17 protein-coding genes are annotated in these 21353 nt (G+C 69.0%); 6 read left to right on the plus strand and 11 right to left on the minus strand.

Annotated features, from left to right (window positions below; all coding sequences use genetic code 11):
- Positions 1-75 precede the first annotated feature (75 nt).
- From ACO0M4_RS04385 to ACO0M4_RS04405, 5 genes are all read right to left on the minus strand, one after another.
- Complete coding sequence (locus ACO0M4_RS04385; RefSeq protein ID WP_430368274.1) at positions 76-669, minus strand: hypothetical protein; 594 nt, start codon at positions 667-669, stop codon at positions 76-78.
- A complete protein-coding gene (locus ACO0M4_RS04390) occupies positions 666-2345 on the minus strand; it encodes an alpha/beta hydrolase (RefSeq protein WP_430368275.1) in 1680 nt (559 codons plus the stop codon). Before ACO0M4_RS04390 ends, ACO0M4_RS04385 begins: the two co-directional genes overlap by 4 nt.
- 6 nt (positions 2346-2351) lie before the next feature.
- Positions 2352-2714, minus strand: coding sequence for a type VII secretion target (locus ACO0M4_RS04395; protein ID WP_430368276.1), 363 nt, complete (start codon positions 2712-2714; stop codon positions 2352-2354).
- Positions 2715-3063: 349 nt separating this feature from the next.
- The gene (locus ACO0M4_RS04400) at positions 3064-4071 is read right to left on the minus strand and encodes a PE-PGRS family protein (RefSeq protein WP_430368277.1); all 1008 of its coding nucleotides are present in this window, start codon (positions 4069-4071) and stop codon (positions 3064-3066) included.
- A gap of 81 nt (positions 4072-4152) precedes the next feature.
- Entirely contained in the window at positions 4153-4485 is a 333-nt protein-coding gene (locus tag ACO0M4_RS04405; protein WP_430368278.1) for a WXG100 family type VII secretion target, read from the minus strand.
- 281 nt (positions 4486-4766) lie between these two features.
- On the opposite strand from ACO0M4_RS04405, the gene ACO0M4_RS04410 reads away from it, so the two are divergent.
- Complete coding sequence (locus tag ACO0M4_RS04410; RefSeq protein WP_430368279.1) at positions 4767-5150, plus strand: hypothetical protein; 384 nt, start codon at positions 4767-4769, stop codon at positions 5148-5150.
- A 442-nt stretch (positions 5151-5592) separates the two neighbouring features.
- Here the strand turns inward: ACO0M4_RS04410 and ACO0M4_RS04415 are convergent, their stop codons facing one another.
- Both ACO0M4_RS04415 and ACO0M4_RS04420 read right to left on the minus strand, forming a co-directional pair.
- Positions 5593-7368, minus strand: a complete 1776-nt coding sequence (locus tag ACO0M4_RS04415; protein WP_430368280.1) for a WXG100 family type VII secretion target — start codon at positions 7366-7368, stop codon at positions 5593-5595.
- Positions 7368-7679, minus strand: a complete 312-nt coding sequence (locus tag ACO0M4_RS04420) for a WXG100 family type VII secretion target (RefSeq protein WP_430368281.1) — start codon at positions 7677-7679, stop codon at positions 7368-7370. Before ACO0M4_RS04420 ends, ACO0M4_RS04415 begins: the two co-directional genes overlap by 1 nt.
- A 95-nt stretch (positions 7680-7774) precedes the next feature.
- Here ACO0M4_RS04420 and ACO0M4_RS04425 point away from each other — a divergent pair, with 95 nt between their 5' ends.
- Positions 7775-9118, plus strand: coding sequence for a C2 family cysteine protease (locus ACO0M4_RS04425; RefSeq protein WP_430368282.1), 1344 nt, complete (start codon positions 7775-7777; stop codon positions 9116-9118).
- A gap of 209 nt (positions 9119-9327) precedes the next feature.
- On the opposite strand, the gene ACO0M4_RS04430 is transcribed toward ACO0M4_RS04425, so the two are convergent.
- The 3 genes from ACO0M4_RS04430 to ACO0M4_RS04440 form a co-directional block, all read right to left on the minus strand.
- Complete coding sequence (locus ACO0M4_RS04430; protein WP_430368283.1) at positions 9328-10377, minus strand: SUKH-4 family immunity protein; 1050 nt, start codon at positions 10375-10377, stop codon at positions 9328-9330.
- Positions 10374-12737: an ATP-binding protein gene (locus ACO0M4_RS04435; RefSeq protein ID WP_430368284.1), complete on the minus strand. Its 2364-nt coding sequence runs from the start codon at positions 12735-12737 to the stop codon at positions 10374-10376. Before ACO0M4_RS04435 ends, ACO0M4_RS04430 begins: the two co-directional genes overlap by 4 nt.
- Before the next feature lie 527 nt (positions 12738-13264).
- Positions 13265-13666, minus strand: a complete 402-nt coding sequence (locus ACO0M4_RS04440; RefSeq protein WP_430368285.1) for a hypothetical protein — start codon at positions 13664-13666, stop codon at positions 13265-13267.
- A 239-nt stretch (positions 13667-13905) separates the two neighbouring features.
- On the opposite strand from ACO0M4_RS04440, the gene ACO0M4_RS04445 reads away from it, so the two are divergent.
- The gene (locus ACO0M4_RS04445) at positions 13906-14214 is read left to right on the plus strand and encodes a hypothetical protein (protein WP_430368286.1); all 309 of its coding nucleotides are present in this window, start codon (positions 13906-13908) and stop codon (positions 14212-14214) included.
- A complete protein-coding gene (locus ACO0M4_RS04450) occupies positions 14211-15011 on the plus strand; it encodes a WXG100 family type VII secretion target (protein WP_430368287.1) in 801 nt (266 codons plus the stop codon). Before ACO0M4_RS04445 ends, ACO0M4_RS04450 begins: the two co-directional genes overlap by 4 nt.
- Before the next feature lie 125 nt (positions 15012-15136).
- On the opposite strand, the gene eccCa is transcribed toward ACO0M4_RS04450, so the two are convergent.
- Complete coding sequence (gene eccCa / locus ACO0M4_RS04455) at positions 15137-19096, minus strand: type VII secretion protein EccCa (RefSeq protein WP_430368288.1); 3960 nt, start codon at positions 19094-19096, stop codon at positions 15137-15139.
- A 254-nt stretch (positions 19097-19350) separates the two neighbouring features.
- Between eccCa and eccD the strand changes: the two genes are divergently transcribed.
- Both eccD and rpsO read left to right on the plus strand, forming a co-directional pair.
- Complete coding sequence (gene eccD, locus ACO0M4_RS04460) at positions 19351-20814, plus strand: type VII secretion integral membrane protein EccD (RefSeq protein WP_430368289.1); 1464 nt, start codon at positions 19351-19353, stop codon at positions 20812-20814.
- A gap of 156 nt (positions 20815-20970) precedes the next feature.
- Positions 20971-21258 carry a 30S ribosomal protein S15 gene (gene rpsO, locus ACO0M4_RS04465; protein ID WP_430368290.1) on the plus strand — a complete coding sequence of 96 codons (288 nt, stop codon included), beginning with the start codon at positions 20971-20973 and terminating at the stop codon, positions 21256-21258.
- The last annotated feature ends 95 nt before the right edge of the window (positions 21259-21353 follow it).

Consider the following 21353-nt stretch of genomic DNA (forward strand, 5'->3'; position numbering starts at 1 on the left):
TTACCGATGGCCCCTGTCCGTCCAGGGGCCATCACCTTGGGGCATCATCGCGCTCGCGGCGCCGTGGTGCGGGTGCTACGTGGACCAGTAGCGGTCACGCACGTCCGGGGTGTAGTCGGGGCCACCATTGGGCGCCTTGGGGAATTTATCGCCTTCCTCGCCCTTGAGTTGAAATCCGCTTCCTGGGGATATTGCGCCAACGCCGACGTCGAAGTAGACATTGTTGACGCCGCCCACCGAGAGCTTTATGGTGCAGCCGTCTGGCGTCGTAGCGGAAAACGACGGCCTTTCGGGATGTAGCTCACCAATCTTGAACCCTTCCCGCCTCCAATGTGTATCCACAGCCTTTATCAGTTCGGATAGCTTCTCCTTCGATACCTTGGTGCGCACATAACGAGTTCTGCCAACGGTCAATTCTCCGTTTGACGTGTTCGTGAACGAATTCCTGCCCTCTGTTGTCCTGATCGGGCCATCGCGCCACTTAAGTTCCGGGCGTACTGCCTTGAAGGTGTCATCTAGAACAGCGTCGACTCGCTTTACAGCCTGATTTGGATTCAGGGTCGGGTCAGGATCACCTCCTTGGAGTGCCGAGCAGCCAGCGAGACAGGCGGATACGAGCGCCACGTTACCGGCTGCTGCGAGGAACTTCCTTCGCCTCATCACTTTCACCGTCTCCCCTGGATGGAAACCTTCTCCGGATGCCCCGCAACGATCGCCCCCATGTTATCCAGAGAGTCGCCGCCCTTATCCCTGTCAAAGTAGTTGGAGTGGGACTCCGAGGGATTGCCAAATGAAACTCCGAATCTTCGCCCACCAAACTCCTCGCTGGCCGGGTCCTGTCCGAAATGAAGTTCATGCGGATCCATGAGGTGGGCAATGGCGCCACCAGGGATGAGTTCCAAGTCGGATGGGGCGTGGGTGACCGGATCGCTCTCTGCTGCACCCGCCCACACATGGTCTGCACCCACACCAAGCTGCTCGGCCCTTTGAGCTCCGGTCCCGGGACTGCCCACCAGGATGATGTCGTCCGCAGGGATTCCACCTTCGCGTTGGGCGGCCTGCCCCACCGTGAACGACCCGTAACTGTGCCCGATGGCCGTCACATGTGGCCGTTCACCTCGATGCGTGGTCTGGATGCCATCGAGGAACTTCCCGAACGCCGCGCCGCCCTGCTGACCCCGCTCCCTGTCGGCGACCGCAAGGCTACTCTCCGAGAGGCGATCCGTGCCCAGCTGCGGAGCGTCGTAGCCAAGCCAGACGATAGAAGCCGTTTTGTGGCGCCCATCGCCAGCTTTCTGAGCCGCGTCCCATACATTCCATGCACGGGCGCCGTCTTCGCCTCCAACGTCCCTGAGCTGCGTATTGAGCCCGGGTACATACGCGGCGACATTGTCCGCCGTGTCGGGATCGCCATACGACAGGATGGCCCGTCCCTGCCCCTCAGCCCCGATGCCCAGCAGTAGCGGTTCTGGCCCCTGCTCAGGGTCCATATCCAAGCGAGCCTTGATCATCTGGAAGCCCTCATACTGACGCTGCACAGTTGGCGACATAGGTGTGCCAGGCGGGTGCATGGCGATCAACCGATCAAGGTTGACCCGATTCGCCTTGTCGCGGGTCTTTGCAGGTATCCCGTCGAGGTTTCCGATGACGCCCGGGTTCAGCGCAAGTTGCTCATCCTTTTCCTCCTCACTCAAGCCGTTCCACCAGTCCCGGACCTTCTTCGGATTCGTACCCTTGGTGGGAGCCGATTCAAGGCCGACGGCGGTGCCCGCAATTTTGGAAACATCCCCGGCGTCCCTCTGTGACTCCAGGGTGTCCACGGTCAGTCCGCGGCCGACCCGAAGTCTTGCCAGGGCGAGGCAGTAACGAGCGTCTATCTCCGCGGCATTGCGAAGGATGGAGAATATCTGCCCCTCAAGGGCGCGCCGCTCCTGCTCTTTCGCTGGTACCCCGGCGTCAGGATCTCCGGTGGGTATGTCACCCTCGTCGGCGTATATGACCTCACCAGTCGGAGCGACCTGATATCCCTTCTGGGTGGCTTCGTCCAATGCCTGGTGGAGCGCCTTCTGCTGTGCTCGTAGTTCGGTTATGGCGCCGTCCAGGGTGGTCTGAATTAGTGCGCATTCCTGGCTGCCGAACTGAAAGTTCTCGCCCAGTCTGTTCATGCGCTTCTGTGCTGTGTCAGCTGCTTCTCCGGACCAGCCGTGCTTCAGCGGAAGGCGCATATGGGCATCAACTCGGTCTTTATAGCCTCCGAGTCGATGGGTTAGCTGTTCCCATTCCTGCTTGGCGCTTTCGAATGCAGAGAAGCGAAGATTCTCGAGCTCGCGGACAGTCAGAGCCATCGGACATCATCCAAAGGGGCTGGTGTGGCGGGCGGTGTTCTGCGTTGCTGGACGGATGGAGAGGGAATTTCCAGCGGGACGAGTGAACGAATTGGCGGTTTCCTCGTCGTTCCGCTCGTAGTTGTCCGCAGAGGCCCTCAGTGACCGTGCAACCTCGCCGCATTCCCTTCTGACGTCATCGAGTCGGTCGTGCCAGGACTGATGGGTTCTCAGAAGTTCTCCAGTCAAATCAAGGCCCTCGGTCTGTCCCGGCACGGACTGGTGATGCGCGCTCAAACTGCCCAAGGCGGTCCCGACGCCGGCTTGCATCTCCTCGCTGTGGCCAGCGGCTGCACGCAGCGCGGCCGGATCGACGTTCGTGGTCGACATGCTTCCCCCAATTCCCCATAGCTCTGGCTACTCCTGGGTGCGTGAGGGTGCACCATCGAGCCCCCCCACACGTTGGTCAGCGTGTCACCCTATGTGACGGCAGCCCGGGGAGCCTTGACGCCACAGCGTGTGATCTGGCCAATCGTGCCGTCCAGTCCGAATTCGGCGAGAGGCTGCCCGCGACGACGGCGGGCACGATGACCGTGACGGACGGGATTGGAGCCAAGAATCCGGGGTGGCCGCGGATACGGGCAGTGTGCTCGGTGACTGAAGGCGGCAGGGCCGCCGCGGGACCGGGGAGGTCAGCTGGCGGCGGCCCTGGGAGAGCGTGGCTGGGAGCGGCTCGGGATCAGCCGAAGACGTCCTGGACGCTGCCCTTCACGTTGTCCTTGACGGCGTCCGTGGCGCCCTGGTGGCGGCTGGCGGCGCCGCCGGTGTGCTTGTCGACGTGTTTCTGCGCTTCGTCCAGGCCACGGTTGGTGAGGTCGTCCCTGGCGTGGTCGATGTACGTCTTGGGGTTGGTGAGGTCGTTGGCGCCTTCTTTGACGCCGTCGACGTATTCTTCGGCCTTCTTCTTGCCGATGTCGGCGGTTTCGCCCAGATCGATGCCGTCGCGTTCACCGAAGTGGGCTTCGATGCCCTGCTGCGCGACGTTCTGCGCCATTTCCGTGCCGGCTTCCTTGGCCTTCTCCTTGGCCGCGTCGACGACCTTGTCCTTGACGGTGTCCTTGACCGTTTCCTTGATCTGCTGCTTGGCGTAGTCCGTGACGACCTTGCGGGCTTCCTTGGAAACCACCTTCTTCGCCATCTTCTTGATGGCGTCCATGGTGGCGTGCTCCATGGCCTTGGTCGCCGCCTGCATCACCTCGCGCTTGATCTTTTCGAGGATCTCGCGGACGATCAGGCGGGTCGCCTGGGTGGCGCCGGCCGCGGCGAGTTCGGACGTACCGAAAGTGAAGGGCGCGGCGGCCTGGGCCGCGATGATCTCGGCGGCCAGCATGACGAGTTGGGCGATGACCGCAATCTTGCCGGCGAGCACGGCGACGGCCGCGGCGTCGAAGGCCAGCGCGATGGCGTCGGCCGCCGTGGCGGCGTCGCGGCAGTAGTTGTCCCCGCTGCCGCCGCTGCCGTCGTAAGCGCCCCATTCCTTCTGGAAACTCTCGACGGCTTCACTGGAATTGGCGGAGACGACCGCATTGGCCGCCGAAGAGCCCTGGCCGTGCGCCGTGTTCACCGATTCGGCGAAATTGCGCCAGACCTGGGCGCACTCGTGGAGTTTGTCCTCGTCGGCGTCCGGCCAGTTGTAGCCGAGCAGGTCCAGGACCCAGGTGACCTCGCTCGGCAGCGTCAGTGACACAGTGCTTGTCCCCCGTGCGGTGGTAGGCGAATGCTGGTGAAAGGGAGATGCCGGACGAGAGTGTGGCCGGCGGGGTGTGCGTCAGATGGCCGGACGGCCGACCGCGCTGATGGTGTGGACGCCCTGCTCGTCGGACTCGGTGTACGAACGCGCCATTTCCTGGAGCTTGTCGCCGATGCCTTCCAGACGTTCGCCCAGGGAATCCATCGACGTGAACATCCCGTCCCGGATGGGGGTGTAGATCGTGTCGAAGATGTCGCCGAAGTCGCACTGTTTCCAAGGGTCGCCGATGCCCTTGAGGTCGTCCTGGAGTTTCTTCGACGCCTTGGTGAAATCGCTGCCGATGTGGACGAATGCGTTTCCCTGCGCCCGCAGTACATCCGGATCTACGTCGAATGCGTTGCCCGCCACCATTGCCCCTGTTTTTACGGTGCACACGGCACCATGATCATTACGTCTCGTTACGCCTGCCGATCCCACAGTAGGCGAACTGTGCGCAAGCGTGTCAAGGCGAGTGGCGTGATCGCCGCCCGGCGGTGGACCCGGGGCAACAATGCTGAAACTCTGGAGATTTGACCTGCCGGGGATAGGGTGAAACTGGTGAAATTCGGGTGATGGCGGGGTGGGAGTTGGTGTGCGCAGCGGCGGTCGGCGCGTGAAGTGGGCGCGTAGGTCGTCCCGTAGCATTTCCGCTCATGGATGCAGCTGAAAACGATCAGGGGAACGACCACTCTGATCAGCCTGATCGCTCCGATGAGCCCCTTCTTGACGCCGACGCCGACGCCGACGCCCAGGAAGAGGACGAGGGCGAGGAAAGGCGCATGGGGCTGACGCCACGTCAGGCGCGACGGGTGCGGGTCGTGCTGGCCTCGGTGATGATGGCCCTGATGGCGGTGCTGCTCCTGGTGCGGCTGGCCACCCGTGGATCGGTGCTGGTGGTCGGGGTGTACGGGGCCGCGCTCATACTCTGCGGAATCGTCATCGAACTCAGCCGGCACGGGCGCACCCGACTGGGCACCTGGCTGCTCGGCGTGGGGCTGGTGGCCGCGATCGTCTCGGACTGGCTACTGCTGCCCTGAGGAGCGCGGTTCCGGAGGGGGCCGGTGTACCGGTGTGCCGGTGTCCGGCGGCGGGTGGTTTCGGAAGGGGCTTCGCCCTCTCGGATCGGGGCTTGAGCGGCTGCGCTTGGGGCATCTGGCGCGCTCGCCCTGCTCGAACCGCCCCGCGACGCCTACGGGTTGCGCCGTGACGCGCCCCATCCTGGTTCACGTTCATGTTCACGTTCGCGGACCGGCTCGGCCTGGCCTTCGGCGACGGTTCGTGGATCGCGCTGCACGTGTACGAGTAGGACGACTCCCGGCAGTTCGCGGTCCTGCTGGACTGATTGCCGTCAGCTGAGGTCTCCGCCGGATATCCGGTTCGCGTCCGGAGTGCGCCAAGGGGGCACCGTGGATGTCACGGTGCCCCCTTGGTGGTCGACCGCCCGGTGAGGGACGGCCGGCGCCCTACCGAAGGGCGTGCTTACCCGAAGGGCGTATCGATCTTGGACCGGTCGACGCGGTAGGGCTTGGGCTCGTCCGCGAGACCCGTGTCGTGCAGGATCTCCTGCTTGACGGCCTCCTTGTTGGTGTCGCTCATCAGCCCTTCCTTCGCCGCGCCCCAGGCCGACTTGCCCGCCGCCTTGCCCAGGCCCTTCCCGCTGCCGTCTTCGGCGAACTGCACCGGGTCGTCGTCATCGATGCCGAGGCCGGACTTGACTCCCGACTCGATCCCGCCCCTGACCTTGCCCGTGACGAAGTCGTCGGCCTTCTTCATGCCCTTGGCCAGTGCGCCCTCGCCCTGCTCGAACTCGCGAACCCCCTCAACGGCCTTCTCGACCTTCTTGATCCCGCTGAGGGCGTTCTTGGCGGTCCTGATGTTCTTGACCGCCTTGACCGCGGAGCCCAGTTCCTTGAGCGCCTTGAGCAGCTCCTCCAGCTTCGTGGCGAGCTCTTCGGACACCCGGGCGACGCGCGTGACGAAGACCGTGATCTCCGCCTCGGTGATCAGCGCGTCCGCGATGAGCCCGATGCCGGCCGTGAGAACGGCGATAACGGCCTCGGCGGCGAGGGAGACGATCAGCGCCTCGATGGCCTCACTGATGATCTCGATGATCATGCCCTCGGCCTGTGCGCACTCCTGCGCGGCCGAGTTGATGATCTTCGCGGTCTGGGCCATGCCCTCGGCGGTGGAGTCGAGCGCCTCGACGATCTCGCCCATGTGGCCGCTGAAGGCGCCCGATGCCTGCCCCTCCCACTGCCGGGAGAGGGGGTTGGCGTTGGTCCTCAGTTCCTCGGCCACCAACTGCACGGCCTTGGCCTGGTTCTGCCATGCGTCGGCGGCCGCGTTCAGCTGGGCGAGGTCGCCGGTGACCTTTTCCAGCACCTTCAGCAGGCCGGACTTCTCCAGGGCCCACTCGACGGCCTCGTCCAGCATGCCGCCGATCCCGCTCCGGGAGGGATGGGTCGCCTCAGGGAGCGAAGCCATGGGCGCCGGGTTGGGCTTTCGGATCCACCCGTACGCGTCCCCGGCCGGCGCGAGGCCCGTGGTCGCACCCGGATATCCGCCGGCGGATCCGCTCTGCGTTCCGTACATGCCCCCGGGGCCGCCCTGTGGGGCGGGGTAGGGGAGGGTGGAGTACTGGCCGGGTGCGGGTGCCCCGGACTCGCCACCGCCGGATCCCTCGCCGCCTGCGCCTGCGCCGCCTTCGCCGCCGCCTGCGCCTTCGCCGCCGCCTGCGCCGCCTTCGCCTCCGCCTTTACCGCCTTCGTCTTTGGAGCCCCCGAAGAGCTTGTCCCCGGCCCACTCGCCGCCCTTTTCGCCGAACTTCTGGGCTGCGGACTTGCCCCCTTCCTGGAGGATGCCCTTCCAGCCGCCTGGCGAGTCCCCGTCCGCCCCGCCGTCCCCGCCGGAGCCTCCGTCGTTAGAACCGCCGCCGCCGTTGCCGCCGCTGTTGCCGCCGCCTCCGCCGTCCTGATGGTCGGTGCGGTTGTGGTTCGGGTCGGGGTGGTTCTGATCCGACTGCCGGTTGTGGTTCGGGTCCGGCGGGTTGTGGTTCTGGTTCTGACTGGGCGTCTGGGTGTGGTCCTGGTCCCCGCTGGGCGGGCTGGGGTGGTTGTTGCCGGTGGGCCCGCTGGGCGGGCTGGGGTGGTTGTTGCCGGTGGGCCCGCTGGGGGACGGGCTGGGGTGGTCCGTCGACCCGCCGTGCGAGGGCGCGGACGGGTGGTGCGGAGTCGAGTGCGAGCGGCTTCGGCTCATCACGCACCCCCGAAGGACGAGCTGACCGCCTGGTCATGCTCGGAGTAGTTCTGCGCGGTGAAGTGGAGCCCTTCCGACGTGTTCGTCAGCGCTTGCACGAGGTCGGAAAGGTTCTGTCGGCTCGCGTCGGCGTGCTCCTTGTACGCCTCCGCCAGGTTCTGCGCGTTCGGTAGGTGTCCGAAGGCGGTGGACGAGATTTGGATGGCAGCTACCGCGTTCTGGATCGTCCTGAGCTGCTCGACCTGGTCACCGACCGTTGACGCATAACTTCCGATTGTTTCGGGCTCAACCCGAAACCCGGAGTCCCCCATGTCAGGTACCCTTCATAAGCGATTGTGAGCCTCACATCGTACTGATGGCTCATCAAGATAAGGCACCAGGGTGCGAGGCCGGCTACACGAACTGCATGAGCGGCTTTTCCTGGGCGGTTGAGCAGTGGTACGGGGGTGGACCGGTGGGATACGGCCGCAACAACTGGCGTCAAGTAGCGGGCTACGCGGCGGACTTCATACCTGGCGGTGAAGTGCTGCTCGGCACGGTCGACCTGGTGCGCGGGGTCAACGACAGCATCGGGCTGAGCCGGCTGAACTACACCAAGGACGGCCACCCGTTGGTCGAACTCCCCTGGCAGCCACCCGGCCCGCCGCCGAACCCGCAGCGGGCCGAGGCCGTCGGGCAGCAAGCGTGGAACCTGCTGTTCGCCGACGAGACCCGCTACAGCGCGCGGTCGCTGCTGGACCAGGTGGCCAACCTCCTGGTCCCGCTGCCGCCGACCGAGCTGGACATGGTGGTCCGCCGCTGGGGCCAGCAGGGCCTGGAGCGTTGGGACGACCTCACCCACGTCGTAGACGAGCACGGCGAACCTGCCTATGACTGGCGCAGGCAGGCCGAGCTGTTCAGCTGGCTGCTGCGCGCGGTGAGCCCGTACGCGGCGATGCTGGTCGGCACCTGGATGGTGTGCAGCCAGCCCGAGTACGACCCCGAGTGCGACTGCGCGGACCACGGCTGGGTACTGCCCGAGGGGCCGTTCGCGAAGGTGGACGGTGCCTACTTCACCCAGAACTGGCAGCGGGTCTCCGGCTCGACGGACGCGATGTCCTGGCAGGACATGGACCAGGGACGGTTCGGCACCTGTTGGTTCCTCACCAGCATCCAAGGGGTGATCCAGGCCAACCCCCAGCACGCTGCCCGCCATCTCCGACTCGAAGCCAACGGCACGGTGACCTGCACGCTCTACGTCGAGGGGCGGCCGGTCGACATCACGATGGTGCCCGATCTGCCCTACGGGCACAGCATGTTGTGGTGCGCCAAGGGGCACACGGACGACGCCCGCTACGCCGAGACCTGGCCCGGCTACTACGAGAAGGCCGCCGCGAAGCTCCGCGGCGGCTACGAGCAGATCAGCGGCGGCTGGGTGGATGACGCGTTCAGCCTCCTCACCGGCCGGGAGCCGCAGCCGCTCGACTACCACTCGCCCTGGCTCTGCCACGAGGCCGCCGACCGGCGGGCTCGTGGCCAGGCGCTCGCGGTCGGCACCTGGGGCAAGGGGAACGACCGCGAAAAGCTGGCAGGCGGACGGCTGGCGGCCAGCCACGCCTACTTCGTGAAGGACGTCGACGTGGCCGGCGGCCGGATCTGCCTCGGCAACCCCTGGGGCGACGGCGCCACCCGCCAGATGTGGGAGTGCTGGCTGACCCTCGACGAAGTCCGGACCTACCTCAACAAGTTCTGGGCCGTGGAAACCTGGTGACCAACGGGCGCCGACGTCGGCTCACTTCGGGTCGACGGTGGGCGTTGCGGACCCGGCTCGTGCGGTGAGGGCGCTGTGGTGCGGTGTACCGCGTCACGGCGCCCTCGGGCGTTGGGGTGCGTCCCCCTCGTCCCTCTCATCCTCTTCGTCCCCCTCGTCTCCCTAGTCCCCCTCGTTCATCTCGCGCGGAGGCCGTGGCGGAGGCTCGGTCAGAACAGGCCGTGCCACATCTGCTCGGTCACCAGGGACCACCAGTTGTCGGCGTCGTCCAGGGACCACGGATCGAGGGCCACGAGCTGTTCCTGGAAGGCGGCTACCGCGGCGCCCGAGGCGTACGGGTCGAGGCCGGCCAACTGTCGGCGCGTGGTGACCAGGAGGGCCAAGGAGCGCAGGTAGGCGGCGAGGGAGCGGTTGACGAAGCGGGCGCCGCCGGTGCTGGGCTGGACGGCCCAGAGGGTGCCGAGCTGGCTCGGGTCGTCCTCCGGGGCGGTGCACTGGACGGCGAGGGTGTACAGGCCGTCGGTGCCGAGGCGGACGTATCCGGCGAGGATGTCGAGGATTTCCGGCCGGGCGTTCGTCCCCGCTCCCCGAAGGTGGGCGGCCGCGTCGGTGAACAGGCCGCCGGCCGGCGGGGCGGCGGGGTCGTCGGCGGTGAAGAAGTACGGGACGAGGGCGGGGAGGCCGGCCTCGGTCAGGGTGGCCCTGGTGACCTCGGGGAGCTGGGTGGCGGCGAGCGCCGTGGCGTCGGGGCGGCGTACGCCGTCGGGGCCGAAGACCTCGGTGAGGTGGGCGCCGAGGTCCGCGTTCGGCAGCGGCGGCGCGGGGGCGACGGCCTGCGGAACGGGCGTGCGGTGCGGCTGGGGCGGCGCCTGGCGGCCCGCGAGCCGGTGCATGGTCTCGATGTGCTGGAGCAGTCCGGTGATGGCCGCAGCGCGCTCCTCGGGGCGCACGCCGTACTCGGTGGTGCAGGAGAACGCGGCGTTCGGGAAGGCCCGTAGGACGAAGTCGCCGGTGTAGCCGCCGGGCAGCATCGCCGGCCCCAGGTCGGTGTGGACCGCGCGGACCGCGGCGCCGTCCACGCCCAGCCGTTGCAACTCGTCGAACAGCTGGTACTCGGCGGGCGGCAGGCCGGGGCGGGAGACCTGGGCGAGGTTGGTCTCCTCGCCGGTGGACGGGTCGAGGTAGGTCGCCACGGCGGTGTTGCCGGGGCCGGTGACCGGCGGCTGGGCGGTGGCGCCTGCCTGCGCCTGGGTGTTCACGAGGGGACTCCTTCGGGGCCGTGGGGGCGGCCGTGGGCGGCGTCGGTGGAGGTGGCGCCGGCGGGTGTGGTGGCGGCCTCGGCGGGCGCGGTGGCCTGAGGGGGGAGGGCGGACGCGGTGGCGGGGGCTGCGGCCTCGGGGGTCCCGGTGGCCTCAGGGGTCCCGTTGGTCTCGTCAGTCCCGTTGGCTTCGCTGGTCCCGGAGGGCTCGGCGGCCGGTGCCGGGGCGGGTGCCGGGGCGAGGATCTGACGGGCCGTCACGCCGCGTTCGGTGGCGACGACGAGGATGCCCTCCGGCGAGAGGTCGGCGTCGCGGAACGGGGAGTCGGAGATCAGCGCGGTCACCACCTGGCCGCTCTCCCGGGCCCACACCCGTAGGTAGTCGGCACCGCGGCTGAACCCGTACGGGGCGATGGCCCGCTCCTGCTCCGACGGGCGCAGCACCCGCGCGGGGTCGGCGTCGACGTACCCCGGGCGGAGGAGGTCGTGGAGGACGAGGGCGGTGGGGGACGGGGGCGTGGGGGACGGCTCGGGGGTCGTCGCCGCCTCCCTGGGCGCCTCCGTGGGCTCCGAGGGCGCGGGGGAGGCCGGGGCCTCCGGGTGGTCCGCGGTCGGCAGCGGGTGGGAGCCGGGGGTTCCCGCGGGGACGACCAGTGCGGCGACGGGGCGGCGGGCGGTACCGGACGCCGCCGGGTCCGCCCCCGTCGCCGTCTCCGGAGCCGGGAGGGCCCCGACCGTCACCGAGACCACGCCCGGCAGCGGCAGGCTCCACAGGGTGCGCCACGGCAGATCCAGGCCCAGCCCGTGCAGCGCCTCCGCGTACGGCTGGAGGCCGTCCTCGACGAACGCGGTCTCCAGGAGCGCGGCCCGCATGTCGGCCTGGGCCCCGAGGCGGGTGAGCAGGGGCGCGGTGCGCAGGTACGTACGGGCCGGGGCGCCCAACTGGTCGAGCGGGACGGCCTCGACGGCGGTGCGCAGCGTGATCGGGTCGGCGTGGGTGAACAGGCCCGGATCGGTGAGGAGTTGGGGGAGCAGGCCGGCGTCGAGGGTGTGCCCGGCGAGGTGATCGCGGACGTAGCGATCGGCCCGGGACCAGTCCTGCTGCGGCACCGCCTCCAGGAGCGCCATGGCGATCTTGGTCTGGGCGTTCCGGGGGTCCGGCGTGCCGGAGCGGATCTCGGCGGCGAGGGCCGGGTGCGTCAGGCGGATCAGGGTGCGGAGCGCGGTTCCGGCAGCGCCCGCGTCATCCGAGGGGCCCGCGCTCCCGGAAGTCTCCTCGTCGTCGGCGATGTCCTCGTCGGCGGTGTCCTCGTCCGCGGGGACCTCCACCGGCTCCACGAACGGGGCGGCCAGCAGCATCCCCTCGGCGATGACCTGGCCCATGTCACGCCCCGCGACGGCGTCCGCCAGCGGGCGCCACAGCTGGACCGGGAGCCCGTCGCCCTCGGCGAACGCCAGCGGCGCCAGCATCTGCCGGAGCGTCTGCGGATCGGCGCCCAGGCGGCGGGCGTGCAGATCGAGGGCCTCGCCCACGGTGGCGGGCAGCTGCGCCTCGTCGGTGGGATCGAACCCCTCCGCGTGGGCGAACAGCGACCGCACCGCCAGGTGGACCGTCAGCCGGCTGCCGTTCGCGCGCCGGGCCAGCGCCTCGGCGAGCGCCCGCCGGGCGGCCGGGTCGGTGGTGAACGGCAGGTCGGGGGCGCCGGCTTCCGGGGCGAGCGCGGTCTCGGCGTGCAGGGCCAGGCCCTCGGGGTCGGCCCACTCGGGCTCGTCGAGGTCGATCACCTGCACCTGGCCGCGCGGCAGCGAACCGGCCAGCTCGCCGGCGAGTTCGCGGGGGACGTCGACGAGCAGGTGGACCGCCGGCGCCGCGGCGAGCGGCACCAGGACCTCGCGCACCAGGCGCGCCGGCTCGTCGGCGGCGCGCACCGGACCGGCCAGGTCCACGTCCGGTACGACGACCGTCAGCGGCTCCTCGCGGGAGGCGATTTCGGGGAAGATGTCGGCCGCGCGCCCGGCGGCCAGGTCGAGGTGGTCGGCGAGGAGCCACAACACCTGCGCGGCCGTCAGGCCCCGGGGGTTCGGCACGGCCGGCGCCGGGAGGTCCGGGGGGACCGTCGCCGGATCCAGGTCGTCCAGCGGGAGCCGCTTGCGGTAGTCCGGGTCGCACAGCATCAGGAAGCCAGCGACCAGCCGGGAACGCCCGCTGCCCGGGCTGCCGGTGAGGACGATGACGCGCGGTGCGCCCGGCCAGCGCATGCGCCAGGCGGCGAGTGCGCGGAGGACGGCGGTGCGGCCGCCGATGTACGGGTGCGGCGCGTATCCGGCCGCCGCGCCGGCTGCTTCGCCTGAGGCGCTCATGACTTCCTCGTCCCCCATCGATCCCGCCCTCCACTTCCGTGGATCCGTGCCTGTACGGGATAGATCCTATGATCCGGGCCGGATACGCGGGACGGCCGAGGGGTGGCTGTTCCGGAACTGGCACACGGAAGTGCCGCGCTATGGGAGAAACGGGGAGTGGGGGAAGCGGAGAGAGGGGCTGATGGGGTCCTCCTTACCCTCTTATTCCCTTTTTTGTAATTTCCGTGCGGTGTCGGGTTCTTGTCCGAGGTGAGGTTGTCCGGACTGTTCTTGTCCGGGGGGTTCTTGCGCGGAGTGCTCTTGTTCGGCACGGTGCTGTCCGGCTGATATTTCTCCGGATCTCCGTCGGGCGGTTCCGGGCGGAGATCAAAAACCGGATGATCCCGGACAGAGAACCCGGAAAGGCTCCCGGGCGGGGCCGCACAGCACTCCGGCGGAGCGCGAAAAAACAACGATCCGCCCTCGCCGTGCCGGTCGCACCGGCAGCGAGGGCGGATCGTGGCGTACTCCGGGCTCCGCCGGGCGGGTCAGCGGTGGCCGCGGCCGCCACCGCGGCGCGGGCCGGTGACGAGGTTGAGGCTCGGGGCGTCGCGCTCGGCGCGCTCCCGGTCCTCCTCCTCTTCCTGCTTCTGCTGCCAGTCGGCGAACTTCGCGCGGGACTCCTCGCGCTCCTCCATCGTCTGGTCCTCGGCCGCCCGCCGCATCTGGTTCAGCCGGTCGCCCAGCGCGTCCATGTAACGGGGCGTCTCGATGGCCTCCTTCATGCCCATCCGGCCGGCGAGCACTTCCTTGGCCATCTCCTGGAGCTTGCCACCCACATGCGGGTTGTCCGCGAGCACCTTCAGCGCCTTCCGCAGCCGATGCGCCTGCTCCTGATCGTGGGCGACGTCCATTAGATCCTCGTCCTGGATCTGCCGCTCATTGCTCATGTCTGCCCCCTCGTACGTGGTGGCACAGCAACCGCGCGTGCTGCACCGGCGTCCTGAGTGTAATGACGGGTATGAACGGGTCGTCAAGGCGGGGTTGTCGGTATTGCCGCATATTGCTCCGCGTCCCTTCCCCGCTTCGCACACAAGCCACTCCGCCGAGGGGCTTCGGGCCTATTGCGGGTGTGCTAGACCTGGAGCGATGTACAGCAGGTCGCTGTCATTCAATTCGGGGAGAAATGATGTCCGATGAAGTCCGGCTCAGTACCGAGGCGTTGCACAAGCTCGGTACGACCTTCGAGACGCGTGCGGAAGAACTGAGCCGGCAGCTGGGCGCATTCAGGCGACGGGCGGACGCCGATGCGCTCAGGGACGGTTTCGGCAGCGACGAGGAGGCCCGGCCCTACCGCGAGCTCTTCGAGGAGGCCGAGCGCGCCCTGGCACAGCTCCAGCAGCGGCTCGCCGAGGTCGGCGGCGGCATCAAGGAGACCGTCGCGAACACCCAGGCGGCAGAAGACGAGCTGGTCGAGATCATGCGGAGCGTCAAGTGACCGAGCCACGACGCAATCCCCACGCACTGCACGAGGCGGCGGCCGGCTGGCGGGACATGGGCAAGCACCTGGACGGGCTCGTCCGCGACCTGGACCGGCACGTCGGCACCGCCGCCTCGGCCGACTGGCACGGCCCGGCGGGCGAGGCGTTCGCCGCCGAGTGGCACCAGCTGAAGCGGTCCGTCGACGACTCCCTGCCGGCCTTCGAGCTGGCCGCGGCCGACCTGGAGAACGCCGCCACCACGCACCACACCGACAGCACCGACGGGGACCACGCCGCGGCCGCCGCGTCCTCCGGGGGCGGCGCGCAGAACGCCACCCAGTCGTCCGGCAACGAAATGGCCTACGGCTTCATGGCGCTGGGCCAGCTCGCCAACGGACTCGGCGGCGCGCTCGGCAAGCGCGGCCGGGGCGGCGGGGGCGGCGGGGGCGGTCAGAGTCAGGGCCCGCAGCTGCGGCACCAGTGGGCCTCCTCCACGGGCGCCCACGGGCCCGACCCGTTCGACACGCCCCGGGACGGCGCGGCCGCGACGCGCGGCGGCGAGGGCATCGCCAAGGGCGTCCGGACGAACCCGGCCGAGGCGCAGCGCGCGGCGGAGGAGCAGGAGGCGAAGGCCGCCGCCCGGCAGAAGGCGGCGGAGCAGAAGGCGGCCGGGAAGGGGCCGGAGAAGGGTTCCGGGAAGGTCGAGGAGAAGGCCGGCACGGCTGCCGACCAGAAGGCGGGGAAGTCCGCCGGCGCCGCGTCCGAGGCGGGCCCGCCCGGCCCGGACGTCACCCAGCACGGCGCCTTCGGCTGACCCGCGAGGCGCCGGCGGGAAGTGCGGGCCGGCCCGCAAGAACGGAAAACGGCGGTGGGGCGCCCCTCCTGAGAGGGGCGCCCCACCTGAGAGGGGCGCCCCACCGCCGTTGTACGGACCGGTCGTTACTGACCGCTGAGCGGCAGGAAGCCGGTCTGGACCAGCTGCGCACCGCGCTTGCGCGTGATGAACGTGCCACGTCCGGGCGTCAGCTGCTGACCCTTGACGTTGCCCATCAGCGGGCCCTCGGCCGGGTCGGCCGACAGGATCAGACCCTGCGCACCGAGCTCCTTGGCACGCTGCATGACCGGCTCGAACGAGGACCGGCCGGCACCCGAGGAGCTGCGCGCCAGGATCAGACGCAGACCCACGTCACGGGCGAACGGCAGGTACTCCAGCAGCGGCTGCAGCGGGTTGCCGCTGCTGGTCGCCACCAGGTCGTAGTCGTCGACGATCACGAACGCGTCCGGCAGGTCGTACCAGCTGCGGTTGCGCAGCTGCTCCGGCGTGACGTCCGGACCCGGCATGCGCCGGCCCAGCGAACCGGCCAGACCGCTGATGACCTCCTGGAGCTGCGGCCCGGCGGCGCAGTACTTGTACAGGTGGCTGTCGGGGATCTCGCCGAGCAGCGCGCGCCGGTAGTCGGAGACCACCATCAGCGCCTTGTCGGTCGCGTACCGCTCGGCGATCTGCTTCGTCAGCAGGCGCAGCAGCGACGACTTGCCCGACTCGCTCTCGCCGTAGATGACCAGCAGCGGGTCGGTCTCGAAGTCGATGAACGCCGGGGACAGCGTGGTCTCGTCGACGCCGATCGCGATGCCGTGGTCCGGGTAGTCGTTGCCCCGGGGCAGGTCGCGGGCCTGCAGCATGGTCGGCAGCATCCGCACCGCGGGGGCGGGCTCGCCCTTCCAGTGCTCGCTGACCGTCTGCACCAGGTTCGCGACGCCGTCGCTGAGCGTCTCCGGGTCGCTCATCCCGTCCAGCCGCGGCAGCGCCGCCAGGAAGTCGAGCTTCTCGGGGGACAGACCGCGACCGGGCTTGCCCATCGGGACGTTCTCCGCGCGCTTGCGGTCGAACTCCGACTCCATCGGGTCGCCCAGACGCAGCTCCACGCGGTTGAGGAGCTGGTCGCGCAGCGCGGGCCGCACCTCGGTGTAGCGCGAGCCGGCGATGATGAGGTGGATACCGAAACCGAGACCCCGGCTGGCGATGTCCAGGATCACCGGGTCCATCTGCTCGTAGTCGGTCTTGAACGTGCCCCAGCCGTCGATGATCAGGAAGACGTCGCCCCACTTCTGGTCGGGGAAGGCGCCCGCGGCCCGCCGCTGGCGGTAGGTCGAGATCGAGTCGATGCTGTTCGAGCGGAAGAACTCCTCGCGCTCGTTGAGGATGCCGACGACCTCAGAGACCGTACGGCGCACCTTCTCGGCGTCCAGACGCGAGGCGACACCGCCGACGTGCGGCAGCCCCTCCAGGCTGAGCATGCCGCCGCCGCCGAAGTCGAGGCAGTAGAACTGCACTTCGGCCGGGGTGTGGGTGAGCGCGAACGAGGCGATGGCGGCCCGGATCAGCGTCGACTTACCGGACTGCGGACCACCCACGACCAGGCCGTGACCGGCACCGGCGGAGAAGTCCAGGTACATCACGTCACGCCGCTGCTCGAACGGCTTGTCCACCAGCGCGACCGGCACCACGAGCTTGCCCAGCGCGGTGTACTCCGGCGCGTGCACACCCCGCTCGGGGGTGACCGCGAGGGCCGGCAGCAACTGGTTGACCGTCGGCGCCTCCTCCAGCGGCGGCAGCCACACCTGGTGCGCCGGCGGGCCCTGACCCTGCATCCGCTGGACCATGACGTCCAGGACGGTGTCGGCCAGCGCGTCGTCGATCTCCGGCTCCGTCGCCTCGACGGCGATGGGCTCCTCGATGATCTGCTCGATGACCGGGGCCGCCGTGAACGGCACCGGCATCCGCATCGACCGGCCACCGCCGGCGCTGCGGCCACCGCCGCCCGGGCCTCGGTAGGTACCGGAGACGTACGCGGCCTTGAACTGCACCATCGTCTCGGTGTCGTACTTCAGGATGCCGGAACCGGGAACGTTCGGCAGGTGGTAGGCGTCCGGCACACCGATCGCGGTCCGCGACTCGGCCGCGGAGAACGTCCGCAGACCCAGTCGGTAGGACAGGAAGGTGTCCAGACCGCGCAGCTTGCCCTCTTCCAGTCGCTGCGAGGCGAGCAGCATGTGCACACCCATCGAACGGCCGATACGGCCGATCTGGATGAACATCTCGATGAAGTCGGGCTTCGCGGCGAGCAGCTCGGAGAACTCGTCGATGATCATCACCAGCGAGGGCAGCGGGTCCAGCGGAGCGCCGGCGGCACGTGCCTTCTCGTAGTCGGTGATGTTGGCGTAGTTGCCCGCCGAGCGCAGCAGCTCCTGACGGCGCTGGAGCTCACCGGTGATCGAGTCGCGCATGCGGTCGATCAGGGTGACGTCCTCACCGAGGTTGGTGATGACCGCCGCGACGTGCGGCATCTCCGACATACCGGTGAAGGTGGCGCCACCCTTGAAGTCGGCGAGGATGAAGTTGAGGGTCTCCGAGGAGTGCGTGACCGCGAGCGCGAGCACCAGGGTGCGCAGCACCTCGGACTTACCGGAACCGGTCGCACCGACACACAGGCCGTGCGGGCCCATGCCCTGCTGCGACGCTTCCTTGATGTCCAGCATGACCGGCTGACCGTCACGGTCGACACCGAGCGGGACACGCAGGCGCTCGGAGAGCGTCCGGGGACGCCAGGTGCGCGACACGTCCAGCGTGCCGGCGTCGCCGATGTTGAGCAGGTCGGTGAAGTCCATGGAGGACAGCAGCGGATCCTCGCCGTCGGCGCCCGAACCGGCGCGCAGCGGGGCCAGCTGACGGGCCAGCGCCTCCGCCTCGGGGATCGACAGGGTGTCGCACGTCCCGTGGTAGACCGCACCGCTCGCCGACTCCAACACCAGCTTGCCCGGCCACACCTGAACGGCCAGACCACCGCGGATCTCGTCCAGGTCGCCCGGCACGACCTCCAGGATGGTGACGCCCTGAAGGCCCTCGGCCCCGGCGATCACCGAGTCCATCGGGACGTCGCCGCCGTCCAGCACGACGACGACGTGCGGGCTGTCGGTCACCGGCTGGCCCTGCGGGCTGAACCGCCCGCGGCCGTCCAGCTCGTCCGCCAGCAGTTCCTCGATCTCACCGAGGTCACCGACGACCAGTCGGCGGGTACCGGCGCCGTCGGTGGTCTTGTCCTGGACCTGCGGCAGCCACTTCGTCCACTCCCACTCGGCCTGCGCACCCGGCGCGGCGACCACGGCCACCACCAGGTCCTCGGGCGAGTGCAGCGTGCACAGCTGGGCGAGGATGGCGCGCGAGGCGCCGTAGACGGTGTCCGGGTCACCGGAGACCGTCAGGTGGTAGAAGGCGCGCAGCGACACCGCCAGCGGGAGGCTGTCCAGATGGCCGTGCTTGTCGAGGAATTCCTTCATCGCGTGCGCGGTCAGCGGTTCCAGCTCGTCGACCGGGGCGGTCTCCGGCGCCCGCAGCGGAGTGGACAGCTGCTGGGGACCCAGCCCCAGGCGCACCTGCGCGAAGTCCGGGTCGTTCGCCCGGCGTTCCCAGACCCGTTTGCCCTCGGCCACGACGGACCACAGCTGGCTCGGATCGGGATGGGTGAACAGCTGCGCGTCCCGCTGCCTGCGGGCGGTGCGCCGTACCTCTTTCCGCTTCTGCGCAAGGTACTTGAGGTAATCCTGGCGTTCCTGGACCATCTGTCCGGAAGGCCCCTGGCGGGCCTTGACGATCTGCATGATCGCCATCGCCAGTGTGGTGGCCACCATGAAACCGCCCATGATTTTCATGAACGGTTGGTTCCCCATGAACAAGAAGCCCGCCGAGGACGCCATGCCCATCATGGGCATGAAGGTCATCAGCAGGTTCTCCGGTTCTCCCTCGCGGGGAAGCTCCGGCGGTGCCTCAAGTACCACCTCCTCGGAGGGGACTTCAGGTGGAAGCGCGCGGGGCGGGCGCTTAACGATGACAACGCTCACCGAGGCATCAGTCCTTCATGCATCTCGCAGTCTCGGACCGCCCCCGTTGGATTCGACGGTCCCCCGAGCCAAGTCCTTGGCCCGACGCAGGCGTTGATCCTACTGTTAGGCGTCAAGTCAAGGGGTGGGTGGGGCAGGGCCCCGATCGGACGGTACGCTGACGCCCCGCGAGCGCGCCACAGCCCCGTATGGACGGCCCTATATATAGGGCGCGCGACGCGACAAAACGCCCAACGGATAGGGGGAACCGCCAGGTGAGCACGAGCACTGGCACCGGCTTTTGCCGGGTCACCGTCGCCGCGCCGGACGCACGGATCGACGTGGCGCTGCCGGAGGACGTGGCACTCGTCGATATCTACCCGGAGATCCTGCGGCTCTCCGGGCAGTCCCAGGCCGAGGGCGCCCCGACCGGATATCACCTCGTACGCCGCGACGGCACGGTGCTCGACGCCGGACAGTCGCTGGCCCAGCAGCAGATCCTCGATGGTGACCTGCTGCTGTTGAAGCCTTTCGCCGAGTCGTTGCCGCTGCCGGTCTTCGACGACGTCTCGGACGCCATCGCCTCCGCGGTCAAGCAGAACCGCAGCCGCTGGAGCGACGACCTGATGCGCGTCGTCGGCCTCAGCGCCGGTGTGCTGCTGCTGGTCATGATGGCGTTCGCCCTGTGGTTCTCGAACCCGGTCAACCGCGACATGCACCGGCTCCCCGGCATCATCGCCGGCGTGGTCGGCGTCGTCCTGGTGGCGCTGTCCGGCGTCCGGGCCCGGGTCTACGACGACCACGCCTCGTCGATCGCCCTGGGCCTGGCGTCGCTGCCGCACCTGCTCATCGCGGGCTCCGGCATCTTCCCCGTCGACCCCGGCGGCGGCCCCGGCCGACTCCACCTGCTCGTCGGCTGCGTGACCGTCCTGATCGCCTCGGTGCTCCTGGTGGTCATGCTGCCGCGCGGTGACGCGCCCTTCGTCGCGGCCGCCTTCCTCTCCGCCATCGGCACCCTCGCGGTCTTCGCCGCGATCCTCACCGATGCCGCCCCGCGCGAGGTCGCCGCGGTCACCGCCGTCGTCTCCATCGCCATGGTCGCCTGGCTGCCCAGCCTCTCCGCCCGGTTCGCCCGGCTGCCCATCGGTTACCGCTCGCCCGACCAGATCGCCAAGGGCGCCCTGGAAAGCGGTTCCGAGACCGAGTCGGTCGACTTCGTGAAGATCGGCAACCAGGCCAAGCGCGGCCACGAGCTCCTGCTCGGCCTGGTCGCCGGCTGCTCCGCCCTGGTCGTCGGCTCCGCCGGTATCGTCCTCGGCTTCTCCGACAACGTCTGGGCCCAGGTACTAGCCATGGCCGCCGGCATCACGATCATGCTGCGCGCCCGGCTCTTCGACTACACCGCCCAGGTCGCCTGCCTGACCATCGCCGGCATCTTCACCATCGTGCTGCTCATCCTGGGCATCGCGCTGCACCCGCCGCTCGACATCTTCGTCACCCTGGAGCGCTTCCAGGACTCCGGTCCGCTGAACGTCCGCACGGTCTGGTTCTCCTGCAGCATCGCCGTGGGCGCCGCGATCCTCGTCGGCGTCGGCCTGGTCGTCCCGAAGAAGGGCGTCACCCCCTTCTGGGGCCGGATCTTCGACATCTTCGACGGCCTGGTCCTGCTGTCCCTGGTGCCGCTGTGCCTGGCAGTGCTCGACGTGTACAACACCGTGCGCGGCCTCACCAGCAGCTAGCCCCGCACCACACCGCTGGCGAGACGGCCCCCCGACCACCCGGTCGGGGGGCCGCCTTGCTGCTGGTACGCTGTCCGACGGTCCAATTGAGTCATTCAAGATTCCCTGTGACGCAATTCCAGGGGCGCTCGTGGACCGGAACCCAAAGGAGTACGCGTGTCGCTCGACGCCGCCACGAAGAAGCAGATCATGGCCGAGTTCGCCACCAAGGAGGGTGACACCGGCTCCCCCGAGGTCCAGGTCGCGATGCTCTCCCGCCGTATCTCGGACCTGACCGAGCACCTCAAGACGCACAAGCACGACCACCACTCCCGCCGTGGTCTGCTGCTGCTGGTCGGCCAGCGCCGCCGCCTGCTGCAGTACCTGGCGAAGAAGGACATCACGCGCTTCCGCGTGCTGGTCGAGCGCCTGGGCATCCGCCGCGGTGCGGCGGGCGCCAAGTAGTCCGCAGAAGTGCCGCATAGGGAGCGGTTCCCACCGGGGGCCGCTCCCTTTGCCGTACGCACCTGACTGCCGTCCCGCCGCGCGATGGGCGGAAG

Source organism: Streptomyces sp. RGM 3693 (assembly GCF_050471125.1).
GTDB lineage: Bacteria > Actinomycetota > Actinomycetes > Streptomycetales > Streptomycetaceae > Streptomyces.

Excerpts from the sequence above, each read along its gene's own strand:
- ACO0M4_RS04445 (WP_430368286.1), top strand. The coding sequence starts at position 13,906 with ATGTCCGATGAAGTCCGGCTCAGTACCGAGGCGTTGCACAAGCTCGGT.
- ACO0M4_RS04390 (WP_430368275.1), bottom strand. The coding sequence starts at position 2,345 with ATGGCTCTGACTGTCCGCGAGCTCGAGAATCTTCGCTTCTCTGCATTC.
- ACO0M4_RS04420 (WP_430368281.1), bottom strand. The coding sequence starts at position 7,679 with ATGGGGGACTCCGGGTTTCGGGTTGAGCCCGAAACAATCGGAAGTTAT.
- ACO0M4_RS04405 (WP_430368278.1), bottom strand. The coding sequence starts at position 4,485 with ATGGTGGCGGGCAACGCATTCGACGTAGATCCGGATGTACTGCGGGCG.
- ACO0M4_RS04440 (WP_430368285.1), bottom strand. The coding sequence starts at position 13,666 with ATGAGCAATGAGCGGCAGATCCAGGACGAGGATCTAATGGACGTCGCC.
- ACO0M4_RS04425 (WP_430368282.1), top strand. The coding sequence starts at position 7,775 with ATGAGCGGCTTTTCCTGGGCGGTTGAGCAGTGGTACGGGGGTGGACCG.
- ACO0M4_RS04435 (WP_430368284.1), bottom strand. The coding sequence starts at position 12,737 with ATGAGCGCCTCAGGCGAAGCAGCCGGCGCGGCGGCCGGATACGCGCCG.
- ACO0M4_RS04415 (WP_430368280.1), bottom strand. The coding sequence starts at position 7,368 with ATGAGCCGAAGCCGCTCGCACTCGACTCCGCACCACCCGTCCGCGCCC.
- ACO0M4_RS04395 (WP_430368276.1), bottom strand. The coding sequence starts at position 2,714 with ATGTCGACCACGAACGTCGATCCGGCCGCGCTGCGTGCAGCCGCTGGC.
- ACO0M4_RS04410 (WP_430368279.1), top strand. The coding sequence starts at position 4,767 with ATGGATGCAGCTGAAAACGATCAGGGGAACGACCACTCTGATCAGCCT.